18 protein-coding genes and 1 tRNA gene are annotated in these 20098 nt (G+C 38.2%); 9 read left to right on the top strand and 10 right to left on the bottom strand.

The window, feature by feature from the left end; translation table 11 throughout:
• Positions 1-26: 26 nt before the first annotated feature.
• The 9 genes from CHB71_RS12855 to hflX form a co-directional block, all read right to left on the bottom strand.
• On the bottom strand, positions 27-932 hold the full coding sequence (locus CHB71_RS12855; protein WP_089357327.1) for a Cbp1 family collagen-binding glycoprotein adhesin: 906 nt from the start codon (positions 930-932) through the stop codon (positions 27-29).
• Between the two features lie 12 nt (positions 933-944).
• Positions 945-1109, bottom strand: a complete 165-nt coding sequence (locus CHB71_RS18840) for a hypothetical protein (protein ID WP_179213415.1) — start codon at positions 1107-1109, stop codon at positions 945-947.
• A 10-nt stretch (positions 1110-1119) separates the two neighbouring features.
• Positions 1120-1620: a hypothetical protein gene (locus CHB71_RS12850; protein WP_089357326.1), complete on the bottom strand. Its 501-nt coding sequence runs from the start codon at positions 1618-1620 to the stop codon at positions 1120-1122.
• A gap of 125 nt (positions 1621-1745) precedes the next feature.
• A complete protein-coding gene (locus CHB71_RS12845; RefSeq protein WP_089357325.1) occupies positions 1746-3104 on the bottom strand; it encodes a sigma-54-dependent transcriptional regulator in 1359 nt (452 codons plus the stop codon).
• A complete protein-coding gene (locus CHB71_RS12840; RefSeq protein ID WP_144017418.1) occupies positions 3105-5486 on the bottom strand; it encodes an ATP-binding protein in 2382 nt (793 codons plus the stop codon). It lies immediately after the preceding gene.
• 80 nt (positions 5487-5566) lie between these two features.
• Positions 5567-6490, bottom strand: coding sequence for a DUF4382 domain-containing protein (locus tag CHB71_RS12835; protein ID WP_179213414.1), 924 nt, complete (start codon positions 6488-6490; stop codon positions 5567-5569).
• A gap of 186 nt (positions 6491-6676) precedes the next feature.
• Positions 6677-6748, bottom strand: a tRNA-Arg gene (locus CHB71_RS12830).
• Between the two features lie 119 nt (positions 6749-6867).
• Positions 6868-7050 carry a hypothetical protein gene (locus CHB71_RS12825; RefSeq protein WP_089357322.1) on the bottom strand — a complete coding sequence of 61 codons (183 nt, stop codon included), beginning with the start codon at positions 7048-7050 and terminating at the stop codon, positions 6868-6870.
• Between the two features lie 103 nt (positions 7051-7153).
• Positions 7154-8278: a GTPase HflX gene (gene hflX / locus CHB71_RS12820; protein WP_089357321.1), complete on the bottom strand. Its 1125-nt coding sequence runs from the start codon at positions 8276-8278 to the stop codon at positions 7154-7156.
• A gap of 67 nt (positions 8279-8345) precedes the next feature.
• Between hflX and CHB71_RS12815 the strand changes: the two genes are divergently transcribed.
• From CHB71_RS12815 to CHB71_RS12790, 6 genes are all read left to right on the top strand, one after another.
• A complete protein-coding gene (locus CHB71_RS12815; RefSeq protein ID WP_179213413.1) occupies positions 8346-9455 on the top strand; it encodes a glycosyltransferase family 4 protein in 1110 nt (369 codons plus the stop codon).
• Positions 9456-9494: 39 nt separating this feature from the next.
• Entirely contained in the window at positions 9495-10247 is a 753-nt protein-coding gene (locus tag CHB71_RS12810; RefSeq protein ID WP_144017417.1) for a polysaccharide biosynthesis/export family protein, read from the top strand.
• Positions 10247-12625, top strand: coding sequence for a GumC family protein (locus CHB71_RS12805; RefSeq protein WP_089357318.1), 2379 nt, complete (start codon positions 10247-10249; stop codon positions 12623-12625). Before CHB71_RS12810 ends, CHB71_RS12805 begins: the two co-directional genes overlap by 1 nt.
• Positions 12625-13344: a tyrosine-protein phosphatase gene (locus CHB71_RS12800; protein ID WP_089357317.1), complete on the top strand. Its 720-nt coding sequence runs from the start codon at positions 12625-12627 to the stop codon at positions 13342-13344. The genes CHB71_RS12805 and CHB71_RS12800 overlap by 1 nt, the downstream gene beginning before the upstream one ends.
• A gap of 97 nt (positions 13345-13441) precedes the next feature.
• Positions 13442-14845, top strand: a complete 1404-nt coding sequence (locus CHB71_RS12795; protein ID WP_089357316.1) for a tetratricopeptide repeat protein — start codon at positions 13442-13444, stop codon at positions 14843-14845.
• Between the two features lie 66 nt (positions 14846-14911).
• Entirely contained in the window at positions 14912-15667 is a 756-nt protein-coding gene (locus CHB71_RS12790) for a phosphosulfolactate synthase (protein WP_089357315.1), read from the top strand.
• Here the strand turns inward: CHB71_RS12790 and CHB71_RS12785 are convergent, their stop codons facing one another.
• Positions 15668-16276, bottom strand: coding sequence for a DUF3575 domain-containing protein (locus CHB71_RS12785; RefSeq protein WP_089357314.1), 609 nt, complete (start codon positions 16274-16276; stop codon positions 15668-15670).
• A 122-nt stretch (positions 16277-16398) separates the two neighbouring features.
• On the opposite strand from CHB71_RS12785, the gene CHB71_RS12780 reads away from it, so the two are divergent.
• Genes CHB71_RS12780 through uvrB form a run of 3 tightly spaced genes read left to right on the top strand, consistent with a single transcriptional unit; the run spans position 16399 to position 20089 of the window.
• Positions 16399-17277 carry a DUF368 domain-containing protein gene (locus tag CHB71_RS12780; protein ID WP_221406724.1) on the top strand — a complete coding sequence of 293 codons (879 nt, stop codon included), beginning with the start codon at positions 16399-16401 and terminating at the stop codon, positions 17275-17277.
• 49 nt (positions 17278-17326) lie between these two features.
• Positions 17327-18064: a shikimate dehydrogenase family protein gene (locus CHB71_RS12775; RefSeq protein ID WP_089357313.1), complete on the top strand. Its 738-nt coding sequence runs from the start codon at positions 17327-17329 to the stop codon at positions 18062-18064.
• Between the two features lie 3 nt (positions 18065-18067).
• Positions 18068-20089, top strand: coding sequence for an excinuclease ABC subunit UvrB (gene uvrB / locus CHB71_RS12770; protein WP_089357312.1), 2022 nt, complete (start codon positions 18068-18070; stop codon positions 20087-20089).
• The last annotated feature ends 9 nt before the right edge of the window (positions 20090-20098 follow it).

Here is a 20098-nt window from a genome sequence, read left to right as displayed (position 1 = left end):
TGAGTCACCACAACCCATAACTGATCCTAGCTTTTAACGGCTACAACCAGGTATTTTGATATTTCCCAGAACTTGTCCGGGTTTTTAATGTTTATGTATTTTATTATTTCTCCATCTTTTACAATCTCATAAGAGTCAGATGGGTGTTCAGTAATCAGATCTACTTTTTCAGCATCCACAATCAGTCGGTTTGTAGTTCTGATGTCGATCTCACTAAATTTTTCTTTAGCAGCATCCGGGTCTAGTTCATTTGTTTTACCAAACCAAAGGAAGCCACCTTCTTTAGAGACAAGCCCATCTTCAACAAGTGACTTTTCGGTTCCTATCGCAAAAAATGCCTTGTTCAATTTCTCTTGTTGAAGATTGATCTTATTCATTTGTGTATCAATCGTCTCGTCCTGAGTGTCCACTCTGTATTCAAGGGATTTGATGTCCGTATTTAAATTGGCAATCTGTACATCTTTCTCCTTTAGCTCACCCCTTAGAGAAGCAATGGATTTTTTACGATCCTCTAGCTCTCGAGAGAGCTTATTGACACGATTCTTAAATGAGTTCAGATTGATATTAGCATTGTCAAGCTTAGAGACTAACCGCGCAACTGTTTCATTGGTTTCAATGATTAGGCTATCGATCATACTCATGTCTTTTACCATTTGTTTTTTATCAGCTTTGGTAAAATCATCACTTGCACTTACTTCAGAAAGAAGACTTTCTCTCTGCTTAATCTTTTCGATTTTACTTTCTACTCCGTACATGATGTCAATGATTTCATTGTAAGCGGAATCACGCTCCTGTAACTCTTCTTCCAGTTGGATTGACTGTACGGTCAGTTCTTCTTTTTCTTCTTGCATGGATATAAACACTGCTGCAAGTCCTGCAGTAATGGCCAGGCCTATTACCACAGCCAATATGTTTTTAGTTTTCGTTTTCATAATATTGTTATTTTAGATTTTCACTAGGTTTAAAATTGATTTCAGCCACCTTTTTAAACTGTTTAGTCTGAATATTACCGGTACACGTTCTGCATAGGTTTCTCCGTAGGCACTTAAATGTGCAATGGTGCAAACCGTAATTCCGAGAATGATATACGCCAGAGCTATCAGTTCCATAATGTTTTTATTAAAAGGTTACCTTAATACCTAAGCCAGGGTCAAGAGCGATAAATGCATCGCCATCAGTGGCCACTTCAAAGAATGGTTTGAAATCCAAGCTCATGGCTATAGGCACTTCCTGAATTTTATATTCAATACCAAATATTCCGTCAATTCCGAGACCTACTTCAGACGTTTCTCTTCGGTATAGTCCATCGTTTCGAATCACATCAGATTGAGTAGCTATGTGACCTCCTATACCATAATACCAGTTGAGTCCAGGTTCAGAAAATGCTGGTGCATATCTTTCTACTAAAAGCGTAGCTGAAAATGCATTTGGATAGAATCCAACAATGCCTTCCAGTGCTTTATTCGCTCCTGTAAAATGTTTGATTGTAAGGCCTGATGTTCCAAGCCCTCTCACACCGACTGCTGTATTATAAGTTGTTCCGGTCTTTAGCTGCGCACTTAATGGGTGCATCAGCAGTAAACTCAATGTTAGAATAGATATTGATTTTATAAGTTTCATAGTCGTCATTCGTTTTATTCCGACTATGAAATGTCAATCAACGTGCCTTTATTGTAACTATCAGATAATCAAATAGTTAAGAATTTATTTAAAATTTATTTTTTCTCGATTTGAGAAATTATCTCCTATTGGGAGGATTCTTTTTCTTCTTTGAGTAGCCTGTAAATGGTGGATTGACCGATATCTAATTTGTCAGCCACCATTTTAATGTCTTCACTATACTTTTTTAGATATAAGTGAATGATCCTCATCTGATACTCCTTCATGCTCATTTCCTCCGTTAGCACATCAGCAAGTACATCTTTTTGAGCAAATGTGATGTCATCAGGACTTATTTCATTTCCATCAGCCATCACCATCGCTAATTCAACTATTGACTTTAACTCCCTGATATTTCCAGGGAAGCTGTAATTCATAAGTTTTTGAAGGGTATCCTTTGTAAAAGACTTTATTTCCTGATCATTTTCTTTTGCGAATGCTTCAGCGAAGTGTTTGGCTAAAATTATCACATCCTTATCGCGTTCTCTCAAAGGAGGTAGTTCAATTGGCAGTCCAAATAGTCTATAATATAAGTCTTCTCTGAAATTACCTTCCTTTACCTCTTTTTGGAGGTTTCGGTGTGTCGCGACTATAACTCTGCAATCAACCTTTATAGGTGATGAGCCACCAACACGCGTAATTTCTTTTTCCTGAAGTGCCCTCAGAAGTTTGGCTTGTAGTGAAATATCCATTTCACCGATTTCATCTAGAAATAAGGTACCGCCTTGAGCTTGCTCAAATTTGCCTATGTGCTTTCCTGTAGCACCGGTAAATGAGCCTTTTTCATGTCCGAATAATTCACTTTCAACCAGATCTTTTGGAATCGCACTCATGTTCACAGGCACAAATGGTTTTGACTTTTGTTTTCCATTATAGTGTATGGATTTTGCAACTACCTCCTTCCCTGTGCCGGTTTCTCCGGTAATCATCACAGTAATATTAGTGGTGATTGCTTTTTCGATCAGTCGGAATACCTTTTTGATGCCGGCGCTTTGACCAATAATGTTGGATTGGAATTCATATTTTTTTTCAACTTCCTGCTGCAAAGACTCTACTTTAGCCTCCAGCTTTTTATTTTTTCCCAGCTTATTGAGAACGTGGATTAGTCTATCCCTGATGTCGTCGGTCTTTGTGAGGTAATCATAAGCTCCTTTCTTCAGCAGATTGATTGCTGTCTCAATATCTTGCTGTTCAGAGATGATGATGACCTCTATTTCGGGATCTACAGATTTTATTTTATCAAAAAGCTCAGACCCACTGTAGTCCGGTAGCCTGAAATCTAATGTAACTAGCTGAGGCTTGTTTTTTAGTTCCTTGAGCATGGACTCACCATCCGCAAACGCTTTTACAGAATGGTCCGGGTTGAGCGAAAGTGTGTGGACCAGTAGTTTTCTGTACCAATCATCGTCTTCGACGACAAAAATTTGAAAAGACTGCTCACTCATTTATTGATTTTTTTGGTGTAAATGTAATTGAAGGGAATCAACCAAAGCCTGGATGGATGACTTGATCTTTTCATATTCCAGTGAAGAGATGGCCTTTCCATCTCTTGCTTCGAGTTCATGTGATTTTAGTATTTTAACAAGACTTTCAGCCTTTAGGTGTCTTGCTGGGGCTATAATCTTATGAAGTACTTCTGCAGTCTGCTGCCAATCTTTTTGATTGTAGCATTTGTCAAGCTCGCGTAAATTTTCCTTTGTACTTGAGATAAAAGTCTCCACCATATCCTTTACAAACTCATCATCCCCCATGTTTTTAAGTGATTTCAAATCAAAGGGTTGAGGACTAGGTGTATTACTAGCTTGCTCATCCAATGTATAGCTGTTTTTAATAATATTTAGTAGCTCATCCGTATCAAATGGTTTTCTGAGTACTTCACTGATTCCGGATTCCTTTGCCATTTTCATATCATGATCAGAGACAGTAGCTGTTAGTCCAATAATCGGGGTAGTATGATTTTTGTTTAGTTCTGATCTGATTTTTTCTGCTACTTGAGGACCAGTCATTTTTGGCATTCTAAAGTCCATTAATATCACATCGTAATCAGTTGTACTCATGAGTTCATAGGCTTCTGCTCCATCTACAGCAATATCATATGAGATGTCATGTTCCTTAAAAATGGCCATCAATAACTTCCTGTTAAATTCTTCATCGTCTGCTATAAGAATATGCATTTTCTGCAGTACAGGTTCTTCGCTATTGGAAATGTCTTCTGCTGGTGCTTGGTCAGATAATCTATAGGGAAGCTCTACCTTAAAAGTTGTTCCCCTTCCTTCTTCACTGTCTACTTTGATTTTGCCACGATGTATTGAAACAAGTTTTTTGGTGATGGAGAGTCCAAGCCCTGTTCCTTTTCGCTTGTCCTCTCTGTTTACTTGCTCGAATTCATTGAAAATATGTTTTTGCCTGTTTAAAGGTATTCCTATACCAGTATCCATCACTTCAAATGCTAACCGAACACCACCTTTAGACGATTTTTCTTTTCGAGCTGAAACATAGACTCCTCCTTTTTCAGTAAACTTTATACCATTATACACCAGATTTAGCAGTATTTGTCTGAGCCGGTATGGGTCACCGACTACTATTTCTGGTAAGTCTTGCGTTTCAAATTCTAGTCGAAGATTTTTTTCTTCGGCTTTATCCTCCACTAATCGAAGCGTATCCTCAAGTAACTCTGTAGGATTGAAAGGTTTTGATTCTAACTTGATTTTACCACTTTGGAGTTTTGAAAAATCAAGTACATCATTCAAGATATGTGTGAGATGCTTTGTGGATTTATCAATGATTCTGATATAGTCATACTGTTCTTCATTAAGGTTTCCTTTTAATAGAATTTTGGCAAAACCACTAATGGCATTCATTGGAGTTCGAATTTCATGGCTCATATTAGCCAGGAATTGCTCTTTTTCCTTTGCAAGTTTTAATGCGTTTTTTCTTGATGAATCAAGCGCCTCCTGATGTTTTTTAGTACGCATGATATAAATAATCAATACTGTAAAGGTGATTAGTAAGAGAAGCGGCACAGCTACACTAAACATTGTCACATATTTGTTTGTATGTCGGGCAATACCTTGGGCGTTGGTAGCTTGACTTCTTATTCGGTCAATCTCCCATTTTTCCATTGTAGCTAGTAGCGCTGTAATCCTTGCTTGAATATCCTGGTGATCTTGTTGCAGTGTAAACTCTTTTAGTTTCTGCGTGTAAGCTTGTCTTTGTGAGCGACTAGCTATAGAGTCTAACTGTGAGTTAATGATATTTTGATATTCATCGGATCCATAAATGTCAATTGTATCTGAAGAGATTACTTCCTCTTTTTTACCAAATAAATTTTGTAAAAATCCTCTTTTCTTTCTCAGTAAGGTATCCTCTAAGATTGTTTTAGTCTGAATGTCATTTAGTTGCAATTTTAAATTGGCGAAGGTTTCCTCCATTGACTCATAATCAAGGTCAGCGACCTGTGATAGAATAGTGCCTTTATTTAATATGAGATCCTGAAGTGAATCGAGAGAATTTAGAATTATTGGTTCGTTGTTTTGTTTTTTAAGGGTATCCAGAATTTGAACTGATGAAGCAATGCTTTCACGAAACTCAATCATATGTCTTTCTTCATTCGTATAAACATATCGCTCCATTGCGTACTCCACTTTCTGAAGTTCCATAGAGATATTGTTCAGTAATAGAAGGTTTACTCGCGGCTTAGCTTCATCTTCCAGGGTGCCAATAATCTGGTTCAGATTCGTATAAGCAAAAAAACCCAGGAACGAAGCACCTATGGTAAGTACCAAAAGTGACGTGCCCAGTATATAAGGGAATCGACTTCTTTTCAAAGATGTTTTTTTAGACAAAGGTGGAAAGAGTTATGGTAACAAAAAAAAGGGGCAAAGGCCCCTTTTTAATAGTATGAATATTATTTCAACATGATGTTAGCGTTCACTGTTGTATTTGAAGTCACACTAAGTGTGTTGAAAAGCGAACCGTCAATCAGAAGTTCTGATTCAACTCGTCCCTGGAATTCAAGATCTTCATCATCGTCTGTATTTGAATATGAAGCAACAATGATTTCATAATCTCCTTCTTCCATAAAGGCAAGTGTATACGATCCATCTTCAGCAACTACCGCAGAGTTAATAGACCCTTCATATCTGGTTCTACCTTCTGCTGGAGCATCTTCTTCTGAAGCAGAGAAAGATCCTTTCTTATAGGCATACACTACAAGTCTTTCAGACGAATTTGCTTGCCCTTCAACTGATCCTTTGATTTCACCTGTAGCATCTTCAACTACTACACGCGCAGTTGATCTTAGCTTAAATGAAGTCTCAGAACTGTTTTGAGCTTGCGTAACAAGCGCTTTTCTCAAATCGATATCTGCAACAAGATTGGTTGTGCTATTCGCTGCAACGTCAAATGTTCCATTGATTTGATATCCAGTTGTAGTGGCATTTTCAATGATCAAATCTTTTCTCGACCCATCTTTCATTTCTACATAAGAATCTGATGCGCCAGAAAGAATAAATCTAACGTCTGAATAAGTACCTGCTTCAACGTCTCCTTCACCTAAGAAATACGTTTCGCCATTTTGATATGCCATCAGGTTAAACGTTTTAGGAGAATTGAACGTAGCAATTGTTCTAGACTCTCCGTCAGCAGTTGCTCGAACTTCGCTTACGGAAAGATTCACGCTATTTACATTTTCTGCATCTACTGTTGCATCTGTTACTGCAACACTTGCTTTACCGTTGGAAGATACTTCAGAACTTCCATCGCCACATGCGAATAAACTGGTAAGCAACGCAATGCCTAATAATTTCGATGTTAATCTTAACTTTTTCATGATATAAATGATTTTAAGTGTTCTACATTTTTTTATTCCTGTGACCACCATTGTTGCCAAGGCTGTGCCAATGGGATGAAAACACCTAATACATTGACGAACGAGCGAATTTGTTCGATGAGTAATTTGCGGGGTTTCTCAATATGAGAAAATGAATTTTATTTTGAGAAGTTTAGATAGAAAAAGTAGCCTCTCCAGGACTCGAACCTGGATCAAGCGTTTAGGAAACGCCTATTCTATCCCTTGAACTAAGAGGCCATGTTTGATGATATTGACCTAACTGGAGCAAAAAACCGTCTAAATCAAAAGTCTAGAAGACTTATATCATCCCATGAGTAGGCATGACAAAAATATAAAAGTTTACCTCTAAGAAAAGTCTATTGAAATGGTAGCTTATTTTTATCCACATTTCTTGTTCTTCTTTGATTTGGCTGTGCAATAACCTTTTTAAGTTGTTTCAGATCTTTCTCTTCAACAATACCCAAGATTGTCATAAGCGCTATAAAGAAGACCGTAATAACAATTACTATTAATGTTAATCCTAAAGCTAGTTTTCCCATTTTAACCTCCTTTTTATAAAAAATCGACCAATCAAAATTCCTTCCAAAGGCTTGTTTTTTGAGAGCGAAATGAGAGCTTTAGGTCATTTTGTCATGCCTCTAATTAATAGATTTCTTGTTGCATAAAATGAGGATAGATTTTCATATGTACCTTTTTCACTTCTTGTGTGAGTAATTCACGAAGTTCGGGGATTCCTTTTCCAGTTTTTGCACTTATTTGGATGGAGAGGCCGTTTCCATTTTTGGCAATTGGCTCTTCCGTTTTATCAATTTTATTCAGAACCTTGATAGTATTGATTTCTCCAGCACCGATTTCAGCCAATGTTTCATCCACTACTTTCATATGATCTTCATGTGAAGGATTAGAAGCATCTACCACATGGAGTAAAATATCAGCTTCCATGACCTCCGCAAGCGTAGACTTAAAAGACTCGATGAGTGAATGTGGTAATTTTCTGATGAAACCGACGGTATCGGATAAAAGGAAAGGAATATTATTCAGAACAACTTTTCTTACCGTGGAATCAACTGTAGCGAAAAGCTCATCCTTAGCATAGACCTTTTCCTTGCTTAGGATTTTCATAAGTGTGGATTTTCCAGCGTTTGTATATCCCACTAGTGCGACTCTTACAATTCCATCCCGTGATTTTCGCTGGGTATTAGACTGCTTCTCAATCTTTTCCAGTTTCTTCTTTAAGACATTGATTTGATCACGAATGATCCTTCTATCCGTTTCAATCTCTTTCTCACCAGCACCACCACGGGTTCCTGTTCCTCCTCTTTGTCGTTCTAAGTGTGTCCACATTCTTGTCAATCGAGGAAGTAAGTATTGATACCTCGCTAACTCTACTTGAGTTTTTGCTTGTGCTGTTTTCGCTCTTTTAAGAAATATGTCAAGAATGAGCAAGCTTCGATCATAAATCTTGACCTTTAGTTCTTTTTCTAGGTTTCTGAGCTGCGAAGGAGATAGGTCATCGTCAAAAACAACAACATCGACTTTGTCAACCGTGCACATCGTTTTAATTTCTTCAAGCTTTCCTTTTCCCACGAAAGTTCTTGGGTCAGGGTGTTCAAGTTTTTGGGTGAATTTCCCTAAAATCTCTATTTGAAGCGTTTGGGATAGAAAAGCCAGCTCATCCATCATTTCTTCCAATCGTTCATCAGACTCAGATTTTGAACCTAAAGCAACGAGGATGCCTCGTTCATTCTTTTTTGCAGTTTCGATCATATTCTTATGCAAAGTTTGCTCAATAAAACATAGCTTACAAAAGTTTGCTATTCAAAGCGTTTACAAGGTGAAGATTGCTTTTATTGCCAATACTTGTTGGAATATCTACAATTTTAGGAAAGGCCTGGTTCATCACTTTCTTTCTAAGGGTGATGAAGTGATTGTTTTAGCTCCTCAGGATGAATACACTGCTTATCTGGAAGACTGGGGAGTAAGGTGTATACTCATTTCATTAGATAGTACCGGATCCAATCCTGTTAAAGATTTTTCCTATTTCGGTAAAATTCATAAGATTTTTAGAAGGGAAAAGCCCGATATAGCATTGTCATACACGATAAAGTCAAATATCTATAGTTCGCTTGCTGGTAAGTTTACATCAGTTCCCGTCATTTGTAATGTAAGCGGATTAGGAACCGTTTTTTTGGTGGAAGGATTGATTGGCAAACTGGCTGTGAAACTTTATAAGCTTGCGTTCAGATACTCCAGCTATGTTTTTTTTCAAAATGAGGATGATAAGAACTTCTTTACAAGCATCATCCATCTTAAAGATGATAGGGTAGGCGTTTTGCCCGGATCTGGGATAGATTTAAATGATTTCGCACCTGAAGAATTTAAAGAAGCTAAGCCTCTTAAGCTTTTAATGATATCGAGAGTTATCATTGAAAAAGGAGTAAGAGAATATGCAGAAGCGGCATCAACCTTTAGTGATGATGACAGGGTAAGCTTTACCTTAATAGGCAAATTTGATCAAAAGCATAGCCGGTCTATTACTCAGAATGAGTTGGATAGTTGGCAAAGAAATGGTTGGATTCAGTATTACTCACATTCCGATGAAATAAAGCGAATAATTTCTGCGCATGATGTTGTGGTTTTGCCTTCATATCGGGAAGGTACTCCACGCACGTTATTGGAGGGAGCAGCTTTAGCCAAACCTATTTTAACAACAGATGTGCCAGGGTGTCGTGAAGTTGTGAAGGATGGCCATAATGGATTCCTATTTGAAGCCAAGAATGCTAAAAGCCTTGTTGATAAAATCAAGCTATTACTTTCACTAAATGATGAAGAAAGAAGGCAACTTGGCAAGAACTCTCGTAAGTTAGTGGAAGAGCGGTTTGATGAAAATATTGTTATTGACATGTATGATCAGACAATACGTCGAATCATCGGGCTGTCATAGAATATTTCTTCTATTTTTACGACTTATAAACACTTATCTGTGAACCGTTTAGTATTTATTATTTTAATCGCTGTTTTAAGTAGCTGTAAGGCCTATAAACAAGACATCATGTTTCGTTTTGATGACGAATTTACGGAGGAGGACCTTTCAAAGGTTACTGATGAAGTTGAGGGGAATTATGAGTTAAAGAGAAATGATATTCTTTTGCTTGATGTATTCACCCATAATGGAGAGCGTTTAATTGATCCAAATCTCGAACTAGTATCCGGTCCAGCACAACAGCAGCAACAGTTCAAAGATAGATTCCAGTATGTTATTCAGTCAGATGGAATTGTCACATTTCCGATGATTGGAAATATTGAATTAGCTGGTATGACTTTGTTTGCAGCCGAAAATAAGGTGGCGGAAAAATTTGATGATGTGTATAAGGGCTCTTTTGTCAAATTGAGAATCACTAATAGGAGGGTTTTTGTTTTGGGAGCTCCGGGTGGAAAGGTCATTCCACTGCAAAATGAAAATACCAACCTTGTGGAAGTTTTGGCTTCTGCGGAGGGTCTTGATTTGGGCTCAAAGGCACAAAATATTAGATTGGTAAGAGGTGATGATGTGTATCAGATTAACCTGGCAACTATTAGTGGAATGAAGAAGACTAATATGATCGTCGAGCCTGGCGATATTATTTACATTGAACCGTGGAGACGACCTTGGCTTGAAACCCTGAGAGATGTTTCTCCGGCACTTAGTCTTGTTTCCAGCGTACTCACTTTAATTGTTGTAGTTCAGAATTTGTGATGGAAAATAATTTACCGCCAAACAACCAACACATCGAGTCGGAAAAAGACTTTTTTGAATCATTTGATCTGGAGAGATTTTGGTACGTACTTAAACGTAGCAAATTCTGGATGATAGCATTTGTACTATTGACGACCTCTCTTGCATATGTTTACGTACGCTATACAAAACCTGTTTATAGTTCATCATCCATAGTTAAGCTGGAATTTGAAAGCGAAGCAAATGTACTTGGGCTGGTCGAAGTTGTGAATACACAGGAAAGGAATGAAATATCCGGAGAGATTGAGCTTATTAAATCAAAGCTTTTTCTTTCTCGAGTAGCTGAGGCAGCTAAAATGGATGTATCATACCATGTTTACGGACGTTACCTAACTGATGAGAGATATCGAAATTCACCATTCATAGTATCTCATAAAATTCATAATACATCTTATTTTGATACTCCATTTGATATTCGATTTGGTGCAGAAGATTCATTTATCCTTACCTATTTAAAAAACGGGCAAGAGGTAAATGAAACCTATTCATTTGGAGAAGAGATTAAAACAAAGGATTTTAACCTTCTAGTTGAGCGAACAGACTCATTTGATCCTTCTGATGATAACAAATACTTTTTTATAATCAGCAGCCGGGATGCTTTAGTTAATGAGCTTCAAAGCAATCTTGATGTATTGCCTGAAAACTTTAACGCAAAGACCATCCGAATCTCGTACTCAGATTTCAATAAATATAAAGCCAGAGACCTGGTCGATTTAATTGATTCTTTGTATCTGGATTATACGAGAGAGGTCAAAAATGTAGCTATTGAACAGAAAATATCTTTTCTTGACTCCCAGATTGAGAGTACAGAGCAAAAATTGTCAGAGTATGAAGACTACTTTGAGCAATTCACTATTGAAAACAGAACGACCAATTTAAGTGCAGATCTGAATAGGACTATCGAGCAATTGGCGATTTTAGACTCGCAACGCTATGATTTAAGAAGAAATATCAATGATTTGAACCTCATTCAGAATCAAGTAAGTGCTAAGGGGGCTATTGTGGTTAATCCACTACTTTTAGAGCAACTACCAAAATCACTTTCCGAATCAATTAACGAATATTCTGAACTTCAACAAGAGCGCGAACTAAAACTAGCTTCCTACAATGAAACCTCATTTGTAATTGAGCAACTAGATACTCAATTAGATAAATCAAAGAAACTACTAACTGATTTACTTGATTCTTATGACGGCACCTTAAGCGATCGGTTATTACAAATTGATCGCAGACGGAATATTCTTGAAGGCAACTTGTCACAGCTACCTTCAATGGGTACAGAATATGGAAAGAATAGAAGGGTTTATGATCTTCAGGAAGAATTTATGCTACAACTGCAGACTTCAAAAATGGAGTTAGAAATAACCAGAGCAGGTACAGTAACAAAGAATGTTATCCTTTCGCCAGCATCTCTGCCATCCGCTCCGATCAAGCCGCAAAAAGGACTTATAATCGGGGCTGGATTTATGATTGGCTCAATGCTAAGTATTGTTTTTCTTTTAATTAGATACCTGGCTCATAACAAAGTAGCCGGAGTTCGTGAGCTTGAGAAACTGGTAAATGTGCCTGTACTGGGTGCTATTCCACATTATTCTAAGGAGGCATTAAACCAAACATCACTAGTAGTAAAGAAGGACTCAAAAAGTTCACTGAGTGAAGCCCTACGAACAATTAGAACGAATATGGATTTCATTCATCCAAATGAGGGTTCTAAATCTATTAGTGTTACCTCAACAATTTCTGGCGAAGGAAAAACGTTCGTTGCATCTAATTTGGGAGCCATAATGGCGATGACAGGTCAGAAAGTATGTGTTGTTGATCTGGACATGCGTAAACCCAAGGTTCATCTTGCATTTGGCGGAGTTAGCGGAAGCAGTGGAGTAAGTACAATACTTTCAGAAAAAAGCACAATCAAAGAAAGCATTCAAAAAACACCAATAGAGGGCCTTTACTTTATTTCAGCAGGACCCACACCTCCCAATCCATCAGAGCTGCTTCTTCAGCCATCATTCGAAAAAATGGTTAAGGATTTAAATAAATCTTATGATGTTGTCATTTTAGATACTCCACCAGTAGGATTAGTCACAGATGGGCGTCTGGTAATGAAACTTTGCGATATCCAACTTTATATTGTTAGGGCAGATTATTCTAAAAGAAGTTTTGTTAAAGTGTTGAATGATCTTAAATCAACAGGTCAGTTTAACAAAATGACGACCATTCTAAATTCAATTGACTCAACTCCGGGTTATGGTTACGGTTATGGTTACGGTTATGGTTATTACACAGAAGATGAATCGAAGCGTAGGAAGGTTGCCAATGGAATTAAAAATTTGTTTTGATGGCTCTTTTTGGGAAGAAAAAGATACATCCATTAAGTGTTGACATCCACTCTCATTTAATCCCAAATATTGATGATGGCTCACAATCGATGGACCAAAGCATCAATATGATTCGGGAATTAGCAGCGCTAGGAATAAATAAGGTTGTAACCACACCTCATATACATCCACGCTATCCAAATACCCCCGAGGTAATAATGATTGGCCTTAAGAGGCTGCAGGAAGAGCTTAAAAGGTGTGATGTTGAAATGGAAGTAGAAGCAGCAGCAGAGTATTATGTAGATGAAAACTTCATTGCGAAAGTTAAAGCAAGAGATACCTTACTTTCTTTTGGTGATAATATGATTTTGGTGGAAGCTCCATTTCAAAATAAACCCATCTATTTTGAGTCAGCAATGTTTGACCTAATGGCAATTGGATTACAACCTGTGTTAGCTCACCCTGAGAGATATCAGTTTTTAGAAGGAAGTATCAATTGGCTTGAGGAACTAAAAGAAATTGGGGTGATGTTTCAAATTACTTTAGGTTCAATTGGTGGGTATTATGGAGCAGTACCTCAGAAATTAGGAAAGTATTTAATTAAACTGGGATTGGTCGACTTTTTAGGTTCAGATTTGCATAGACAAGCGCATATCCCATTTATGAAAAAGGGCCTGGAATCATCAGAAATCCAAAAACTGATAAAGAACGGAAGTTTAAAAAACCAGGAACTTTTATGAGGGTGTGGAAAACTTTTTAGGCCTTTGGTTAAGGTTTTTGATGTCATTTTCCCCTAAATTCATTTTGATAAAAACCACCGAATTTTAACGCTTTAATATGGCTGAGGAACATAAACGCAAGGAAGAGAGAGAGTTGATTCGAAAGTTTGAAGCATTCCTTAAAAACAGGGAGAATCATTTTTTCGATGAGGAGGCTATGATTCAAATTATTTGTTACTACGGTACACACGATAAGTTAAATCATGCGCTTAAAGCCGCGACACTAGGACTTGAACAATTTCCTTATTCAATAGATATAACCATTGAGAAATCTGATGTTCTGGTTAAAATGGAAAGGTCTGATGATGCAATTGACCTCCTTAACGAAACCTTGAACATTCAGCCAAATGATCCGGAGTTGCTGCTTCAAAAGGGTGCTATTCACTGTTTACTATCAGAATTTGAAGAGGCTATTGAGGCATATGAAAGTGCGCTAATGAATGTTGAAGAAAGAGATGAGGTCTACTTCAGCATCGGGATGGCCTATCAGGGACTCGGAAAATACAAAGAAGCAGCTGAGCAATATAAACAGGCCATTGAAATTAACATGCTTAATGAGAATGCGCTGTATGAGTTAGCATATTGTCTTGATGTGTCAGGAGAGCTCAAAAGCAGTCTGTCGTATTATCAGAAATTCATTGATCAGGACCCTTACTCAGAATATGCCTGGTACAACCTTGGGATTGTGTACAATAAATTAGCAAAATTTGAAGAGGCTGTGGATGCATATGAATATGCCACTGCCATAGATGATGAATTTAGCAGTGCGTGGTTCAACATGGGCAATGCCCTTATGAATCTGGGTAAATATGATCAGGCCCTTGCGGCATACCTAAAAACCTACGATCAGGAAGGGGCTTCACCTGAAACCTATTGCCATATTGGCGCGGCATATGAAAAACTTCAACAACTTGAATTAGCAATAAAGTATTATCAGAAGGCTACTAAGTTAGACCAGATGTATCATGAGGCTTGGTATGGGGTAGGTGTTTGTTTGGCCCTTCAAGATAAATGGTATGAGGCCATTCATTTTCTTAATAAAGCCCTAAAACTTGACTCTGAAAATGCTCACTATTGGAAGGCTGTAGCGGATGCGGAGTACAAAACAGGAAACCTTGTTTCTTCCATTGATGCTTATAAAGAGGCCAGCGAAATGGATTCTGAAGATCCTAAAATTTGGTTAGACTGGTCAATGGTATATTATGAGCAGGGAGATTATGATCAAGCTATTGAGATATTAGAGAGGGGACTTGATGAGTGTCCTGACAATGCTGAGATGTACTACAGAGGAGTTGTGTATCTTATCGGGTCAGGAAGTTATAAAAATGCAATAAACAGACTGGAGACTGCTTTGATGTTAGATTTTGAAGGGCATGAAGTGCTTTTCGATTTCTTTCCCAATCTGCCCACCCAAAAAGCACTGTACCGAATTATTGATCAGTTCAGACAGGATAATAAATAATCTTGACCGTCTAAGGAATATTTCTGATTTTTGAGGCTTGTTTTTACAAAGCACCAAAAATCCTAAATGAATTATAACCTTAACAATCTACCCGAGCGAACAAGTAAACCAAGAACCGAAGGCTACACTATGGTCATGGACAAAGGCCTAAGTCTAAGAGAGGTTGAAGATTTGATCGAAACAAGTGGGAACTACATTGATATCGTCAAGTTTGGATGGGCTACATCTTATGTATATCCAAAACTAAAAGAGAAAATAGCACTCTATAAATCGGCGGGTATTCCATGCTATTTTGGAGGCACTTTGTTTGAGGCCTTCATTGCTAGGGATCAATTTGCTGATTATCAAAAAATTCTTGATGAGTTTGGACTTGAGTATGCTGAGGTATCGGATGGATCTATAGAGATGGATCATGATATCAAGTGTGAGTATATAAGCACACTGGCAAAGCAAGTGACCGTTCTCAGCGAAGTGGGGTCCAAGGATGCGGCTAAGATCATTCCTCCATATAAGTGGATTCAGCAGATGGAAACAGAGCTAGAAGCTGGAGCGTGGAAAGTAATCGGAGAAGCTCGAGAAAGTGGTAACGTTGGTTTGTTTAGAGACTCTGGTGAGGTACGTCAGGGTTTGGTGGAAGAAATTCTTACACAAATCCCCGAAGAAAAAATCCTATGGGAGGCGCCTCAAAAAGCACAACAGGTTTGGTTTATTAAATTGTGTGGTACAAACGTTAATCTTGGAAATATCGCCCCTAATGAGGTGATTCCACTCGAAACGATAAGAATCGGATTAAGAGGCGATACTTTTAGTCATTTTTTATAATTACTTCATAAGTACACCAATCGTAAATCCTGCTGAAATAGCAACAGGGAATGAGGTGTCTCCATTGGAGTGGCCATAGTTGTATCTACCATCATTTGAATTGTCCCATCCATAGCCAAGACCAATATGATAGTCTAGCGTCATAATATTGGCAAGGATATATTGCCTTCCATAGGTAATTAGGAATCCAACTGAGGTAAATGTTTCCCTATTAAACTCAGAAGTGCCATTATAATATGGTTCATCTTGAGTGTAGTGCGCAAATATTAGCTCCGGACGGATATATTTTCCACTGAGAAGATGCGATCCTTTTAAGTCATCTGTTACGAAATCCGGATTGAGCTTGAATTTAGGACCACCCTTAAACAAGAATCCAGATGGATTTATATCATTATTGTCCAAACCAAGTCCAATGAAACCAACTTTTGCTTCCCATGAAAGCCAGTCTTTGATGTAGTTCTCATATCCAAAAGTTGAGTTACCTGTTAGTGGTGAAAAGAATTCAAACTTGATCGCCCTTTTCTTATGGTTTGAATAGTCAGTGTCAATCGTTTGAGCCGATATAGAAAAGGCTATAAGAACAGTCAGGAGTGTGGTGATAATTTTCATAATATTCTTGATGTGAGTTTTCTATTAGTAATAATTCTGAAATGACTCCCCTAAAAATGTGAGGTGAAAAATGTAACAAACCTGATTTATAATACTTGGATAGAACTGAGTAAGTTCGCATAATGATAAATGCGAAACTTGTATTAAAAGGTGCTGCAATGGGATGCGCTGATCTGATTCCAGGTGTTTCAGGAGGTACGATTGCTTTAATCACCGGCATCTATGAAGAACTGATTAATTCAATTAAATCTTTTGATCTAACCGCTGCTCAATTGGCATTTAAATTAAAATTTAAAGACCTATGGGATCATGTAAACGGTCAGTTTTTAGTCCAAGTATTTGCGGGGATATTTATGAGTATTTTCCTTCTTTCCAGAGGAATTAGCTACCTGCTGGATAATCACCCTATCCTGCTATGGTCCTTTTTTTTCGGGTTGATTCTAATTTCATCATTCTATGTGATGCCTAGAAAAAATAATGGCATTACTTATCTGTCATTTTTGATCGGAGCTATTGTCGCATATCTGATTACCTCGCTTACTCCGGCATCAAGCCCTGATCAACTGTGGTTTGTGTTTATTTCAGGAGCAATTGCCATTTGTGCAATGATTCTGCCCGGTATTTCCGGATCATTTATATTGATCCTCTTAGCTAAATATGAGTATGTACTCAATGCAGTAAAGGTCTTTGATTTTAAAGTGATTTTTGTTTTTGGATTGGGGTGTGCTGTGGGACTGCTCTCATTTTCCAGGTTAATCCATTGGCTTTTGCAACGTCACAAAGGAACTGTCATGGCTCTTCTGGCTGGGTTTATGCTGGGATCTCTCAATAAAATTTGGCCTTGGAAATTATCGGATGATATAACATTTCGGAATATTTCTCCTTTGAAATATGAGCAACTTACCAATGAGCCAAGCCTTTTACTACCATCTATTTGTATTGGGGTTTTTGGTATGCTTGTGGTGTTTGTGCTTGAGCGATATGGTCGAGCGGCAGAGTAGTTCTTGTATTTCCGTTATACTAGTTATTTCATGGTAACTTTATTTTTTCATGAAGAGATTTGGATTGATAGGATACCCGGTAGGGCATAGTTTTTCACAGCGTTTTTTTCAGGATAAGTTTAAAAAACTAAAGCTCAAGGATCATGTTTATGATCTTTTTGAAATGGAATTCCTAAATGAATTTCCTGCCCTGTGGATGAAATATAAGGACCTGGTTGGTGTGAATGTAACCGTGCCTCATAAGGAAAAGGTGGTGAAATACCTTGATAAACTGGATGCAAGTGCAATTAAGGTGGGAGCTGCCAATGTGATTTACAAAAATGGTGGCAAATTAATAGGATATAATTCTGATTATATGGCCTTTAGAGAGTCTTTGCGTGGCTGGATTGGAAAATTTAAAGGTGAAGCACTAATCCTTGGTTCAGGAGGTGCATCAAAGGCAATTCAGGCTGGACTTACAGATTTAAACATTCCATACAATCAGGTAAGCCGAACAACTAGAGGAGGTGACTATACTTACGATCAATTAAAAGCAAATCCTGAGATTGTTTCGCGTTTCAAACTCATAGTTAATACCACTCCACTAGGAATGCACCCTAACGTAGATACTTTTCCGGACATCCCATATAAAAACATCCAAAAAGGGAGCTATCTCTATGATCTGATTTACAATCCTGCTGAAACCAATTTTCTTGTCAAGGGAAAATCATACGGGGCAAAAACTAAAAATGGTTTGGAGATGTTGGAGCTTCAGGCAGAAAAATCTTGGGATATTTGGAGTGAATAATCAATGGACTTTAAACTAGTTTCAGAATACAGCCCAACAGGCGATCAACCGGAGGCAATAAGGCAAATAATTGAAGGAATACAAGGAGGGGAGGCGGCTCAGACTTTGCTTGGCGTAACAGGATCCGGAAAGACTTTCACAATGGCCAATGTGGTAGAAAAAGTCCAAAAACCAACGCTCGTTCTAAGTCATAACAAAACACTGGCAGCTCAACTCTATGGGGAGTTCAAGCGATTTTTTCCTGAAAATTCGGTAGAGTATTTTATCTCATACTATGATTACTACCAGCCGGAGGCATACATACCTACGAGTAACGTTTACATCGAGAAAGATCTCTCTATCAATGATGAAATAGAAAAGCTTCGGCTTAGTGCCTCCAGTGCCTTGCTCTCTGGCAGAAGAGATGTTATTGTAGTGGCATCCGTTTCGTGTATTTACGGAATCGGCAATCCTGAGGAATTTGGTAAAAATGTCATCAGGGTTCAGGAAGGGGATAGGATTCCCAGAAATAAATTCTTGTTTGATTTAGTGGATATCCTTTACAGTAGAACTGAAGCAGAGTTCAAGCGAGGAACCTTTCGTGTGAAAGGAGATACTGTAGATGTTTTTGTTGCTTATGCGGATTTTGCTTATCGTTTTATTTTTTGGGGAGACGAGATTGAGTCAATTCAACGCATTGATCCAGTAACAGGTGAAAAGCAATCAGATGAGCGGATTGTAAGCATTTTTCCAGCAAACTTATTTGTAACAGGAAAGGATCAGCTTCAGGTAGCAATAAAGGAGATTCAGGATGACATGGTTGAGCAGGTTCAGTTTTTTGAAGATGAAAGAAGATTTCTGGAGGCTAAGCGTTTGAAAGAGCGCACTGAATTTGATCTGGAAATGATACGTGAAATTGGCTATTGCTCCGGAGTGGAGAACTACTCACGATATTTTGACAGAAGGAATCCGGGTAGCAGACCATTCTGCCTACTCGATTATTTTCCAGATGATTTCTTAATGATCATTGATGAGAGCCATGTGACAATTCCTCAAGTACGCGGCATGTGGGGTGGGGACCGAAGTAGAAAGGTGAATTTGGTAGACTATGGATTTAGGCTGCCGTCTGCACTTGACAACAGACCTCTCACTTTCAATGAGTTTGAGGATATGATTAATCAAGTGGTGTTTGTAAGCGCCACTCCAAGTGATTATGAACTTCGCAAATCTGAGGGAGTGATTATTGAGCAGCTGATTCGCCCAACCGGATTGTTAGATCCTGTGATTGATGTTCGTCCAAGTCAGAATCAGATTGATGATCTGATGGAGGAAATCCAGCAAAGGATTGAAATGGAAGACAGGGTGCTTGTAACAACGCTAACCAAGCGTATGGCAGAGGAGCTTACCAAATACTTGTTGAACGCTGGAGTGAAAACTCGCTACATCCACTCGGAAGTAGATACACTTGATAGGGTTGAGATTTTACGAGAACTGAGGTTGGGTGTTTTTGATGTATTGGTAGGGGTAAACTTACTTCGGGAAGGTCTTGATCTGCCTGAGGTGTCATTAGTAGCCATTCTCGACGCAGATAAGGAGGGTTATTTGAGAAATGAGCGATCACTTGTTCAGACGATTGGTAGAGCCGCCCGGAACGATCGAGGCAAAGTGATTATGTATGCCGATAAAGTAACAGGCTCTATGAAATTAGCTATCGATGAGACTAACAGGAGGCGTGGTATCCAGATGGAATACAATGAAAAGCATGGGATCACTCCTGTTTCTCTGAAAAAGAATAGAGAGGAAATACTAAGGCAAACAGGTGTAGCCGATAAGAAAAAAGGAGCTAAGAAATACTACATGGAAGAAGAGCATACGCTAGCTGCAGATCCTGTGGTAGCATACATGTCAAAAGAACAGTTGACAAAACTTGCCAATGAAACTAAGCGAAAGATGGAGAAAGCAGCTAAAGATTTAGATTTCATGGAGGCAGCAAGGTTGAGAGATGAATTACAGGAAGTTGAGAAATTGTTAAAAGAAAGTAAGTAGCTTCTTTGG

This window comes from Ekhidna lutea (assembly GCF_900188325.1).
In the GTDB taxonomy this organism is placed as follows: domain Bacteria; phylum Bacteroidota; class Bacteroidia; order Cytophagales; family Cyclobacteriaceae; genus Ekhidna; species Ekhidna lutea.
The sequence above is the reverse complement of the archived record's forward strand: the minus strand, read 5'-3'. Positions and strand labels throughout refer to the sequence as shown.

Coding starts and splice junctions, on each gene's coding strand:
- CHB71_RS12780 (WP_221406724.1), top strand. CDS start 16,399: ATGATAAATGCGAAACTTGTATTAAAAGGTGCTGCAATGGGATGCGCT.
- CHB71_RS12825 (WP_089357322.1), bottom strand. CDS start 7,050: ATGGGAAAACTAGCTTTAGGATTAACATTAATAGTAATTGTTATTACG.
- CHB71_RS12835 (WP_179213414.1), bottom strand. CDS start 6,490: ATGAAAAAGTTAAGATTAACATCGAAATTATTAGGCATTGCGTTGCTT.
- CHB71_RS12795 (WP_089357316.1), top strand. CDS start 13,442: ATGGCTGAGGAACATAAACGCAAGGAAGAGAGAGAGTTGATTCGAAAG.
- hflX (WP_089357321.1), bottom strand. CDS start 8,278: ATGATCGAAACTGCAAAAAAGAATGAACGAGGCATCCTCGTTGCTTTA.
- CHB71_RS18840 (WP_179213415.1), bottom strand. CDS start 1,109: ATGGAACTGATAGCTCTGGCGTATATCATTCTCGGAATTACGGTTTGC.
- CHB71_RS12775 (WP_089357313.1), top strand. CDS start 17,327: ATGAAGAGATTTGGATTGATAGGATACCCGGTAGGGCATAGTTTTTCA.
- CHB71_RS12845 (WP_089357325.1), bottom strand. CDS start 3,104: ATGAGTGAGCAGTCTTTTCAAATTTTTGTCGTCGAAGACGATGATTGG.
- CHB71_RS12850 (WP_089357326.1), bottom strand. CDS start 1,620: ATGAAACTTATAAAATCAATATCTATTCTAACATTGAGTTTACTGCTG.
- CHB71_RS12790 (WP_089357315.1), top strand. CDS start 14,912: ATGAATTATAACCTTAACAATCTACCCGAGCGAACAAGTAAACCAAGA.
- CHB71_RS12785 (WP_089357314.1), bottom strand. CDS start 16,276: ATGAAAATTATCACCACACTCCTGACTGTTCTTATAGCCTTTTCTATA.
- uvrB (WP_089357312.1), top strand. CDS start 18,068: ATGGACTTTAAACTAGTTTCAGAATACAGCCCAACAGGCGATCAACCG.
- CHB71_RS12855 (WP_089357327.1), bottom strand. CDS start 932: ATGAAAACGAAAACTAAAAACATATTGGCTGTGGTAATAGGCCTGGCC.
- CHB71_RS12805 (WP_089357318.1), top strand. CDS start 10,247: ATGGAAAATAATTTACCGCCAAACAACCAACACATCGAGTCGGAAAAA.
- CHB71_RS12800 (WP_089357317.1), top strand. CDS start 12,625: ATGGCTCTTTTTGGGAAGAAAAAGATACATCCATTAAGTGTTGACATC.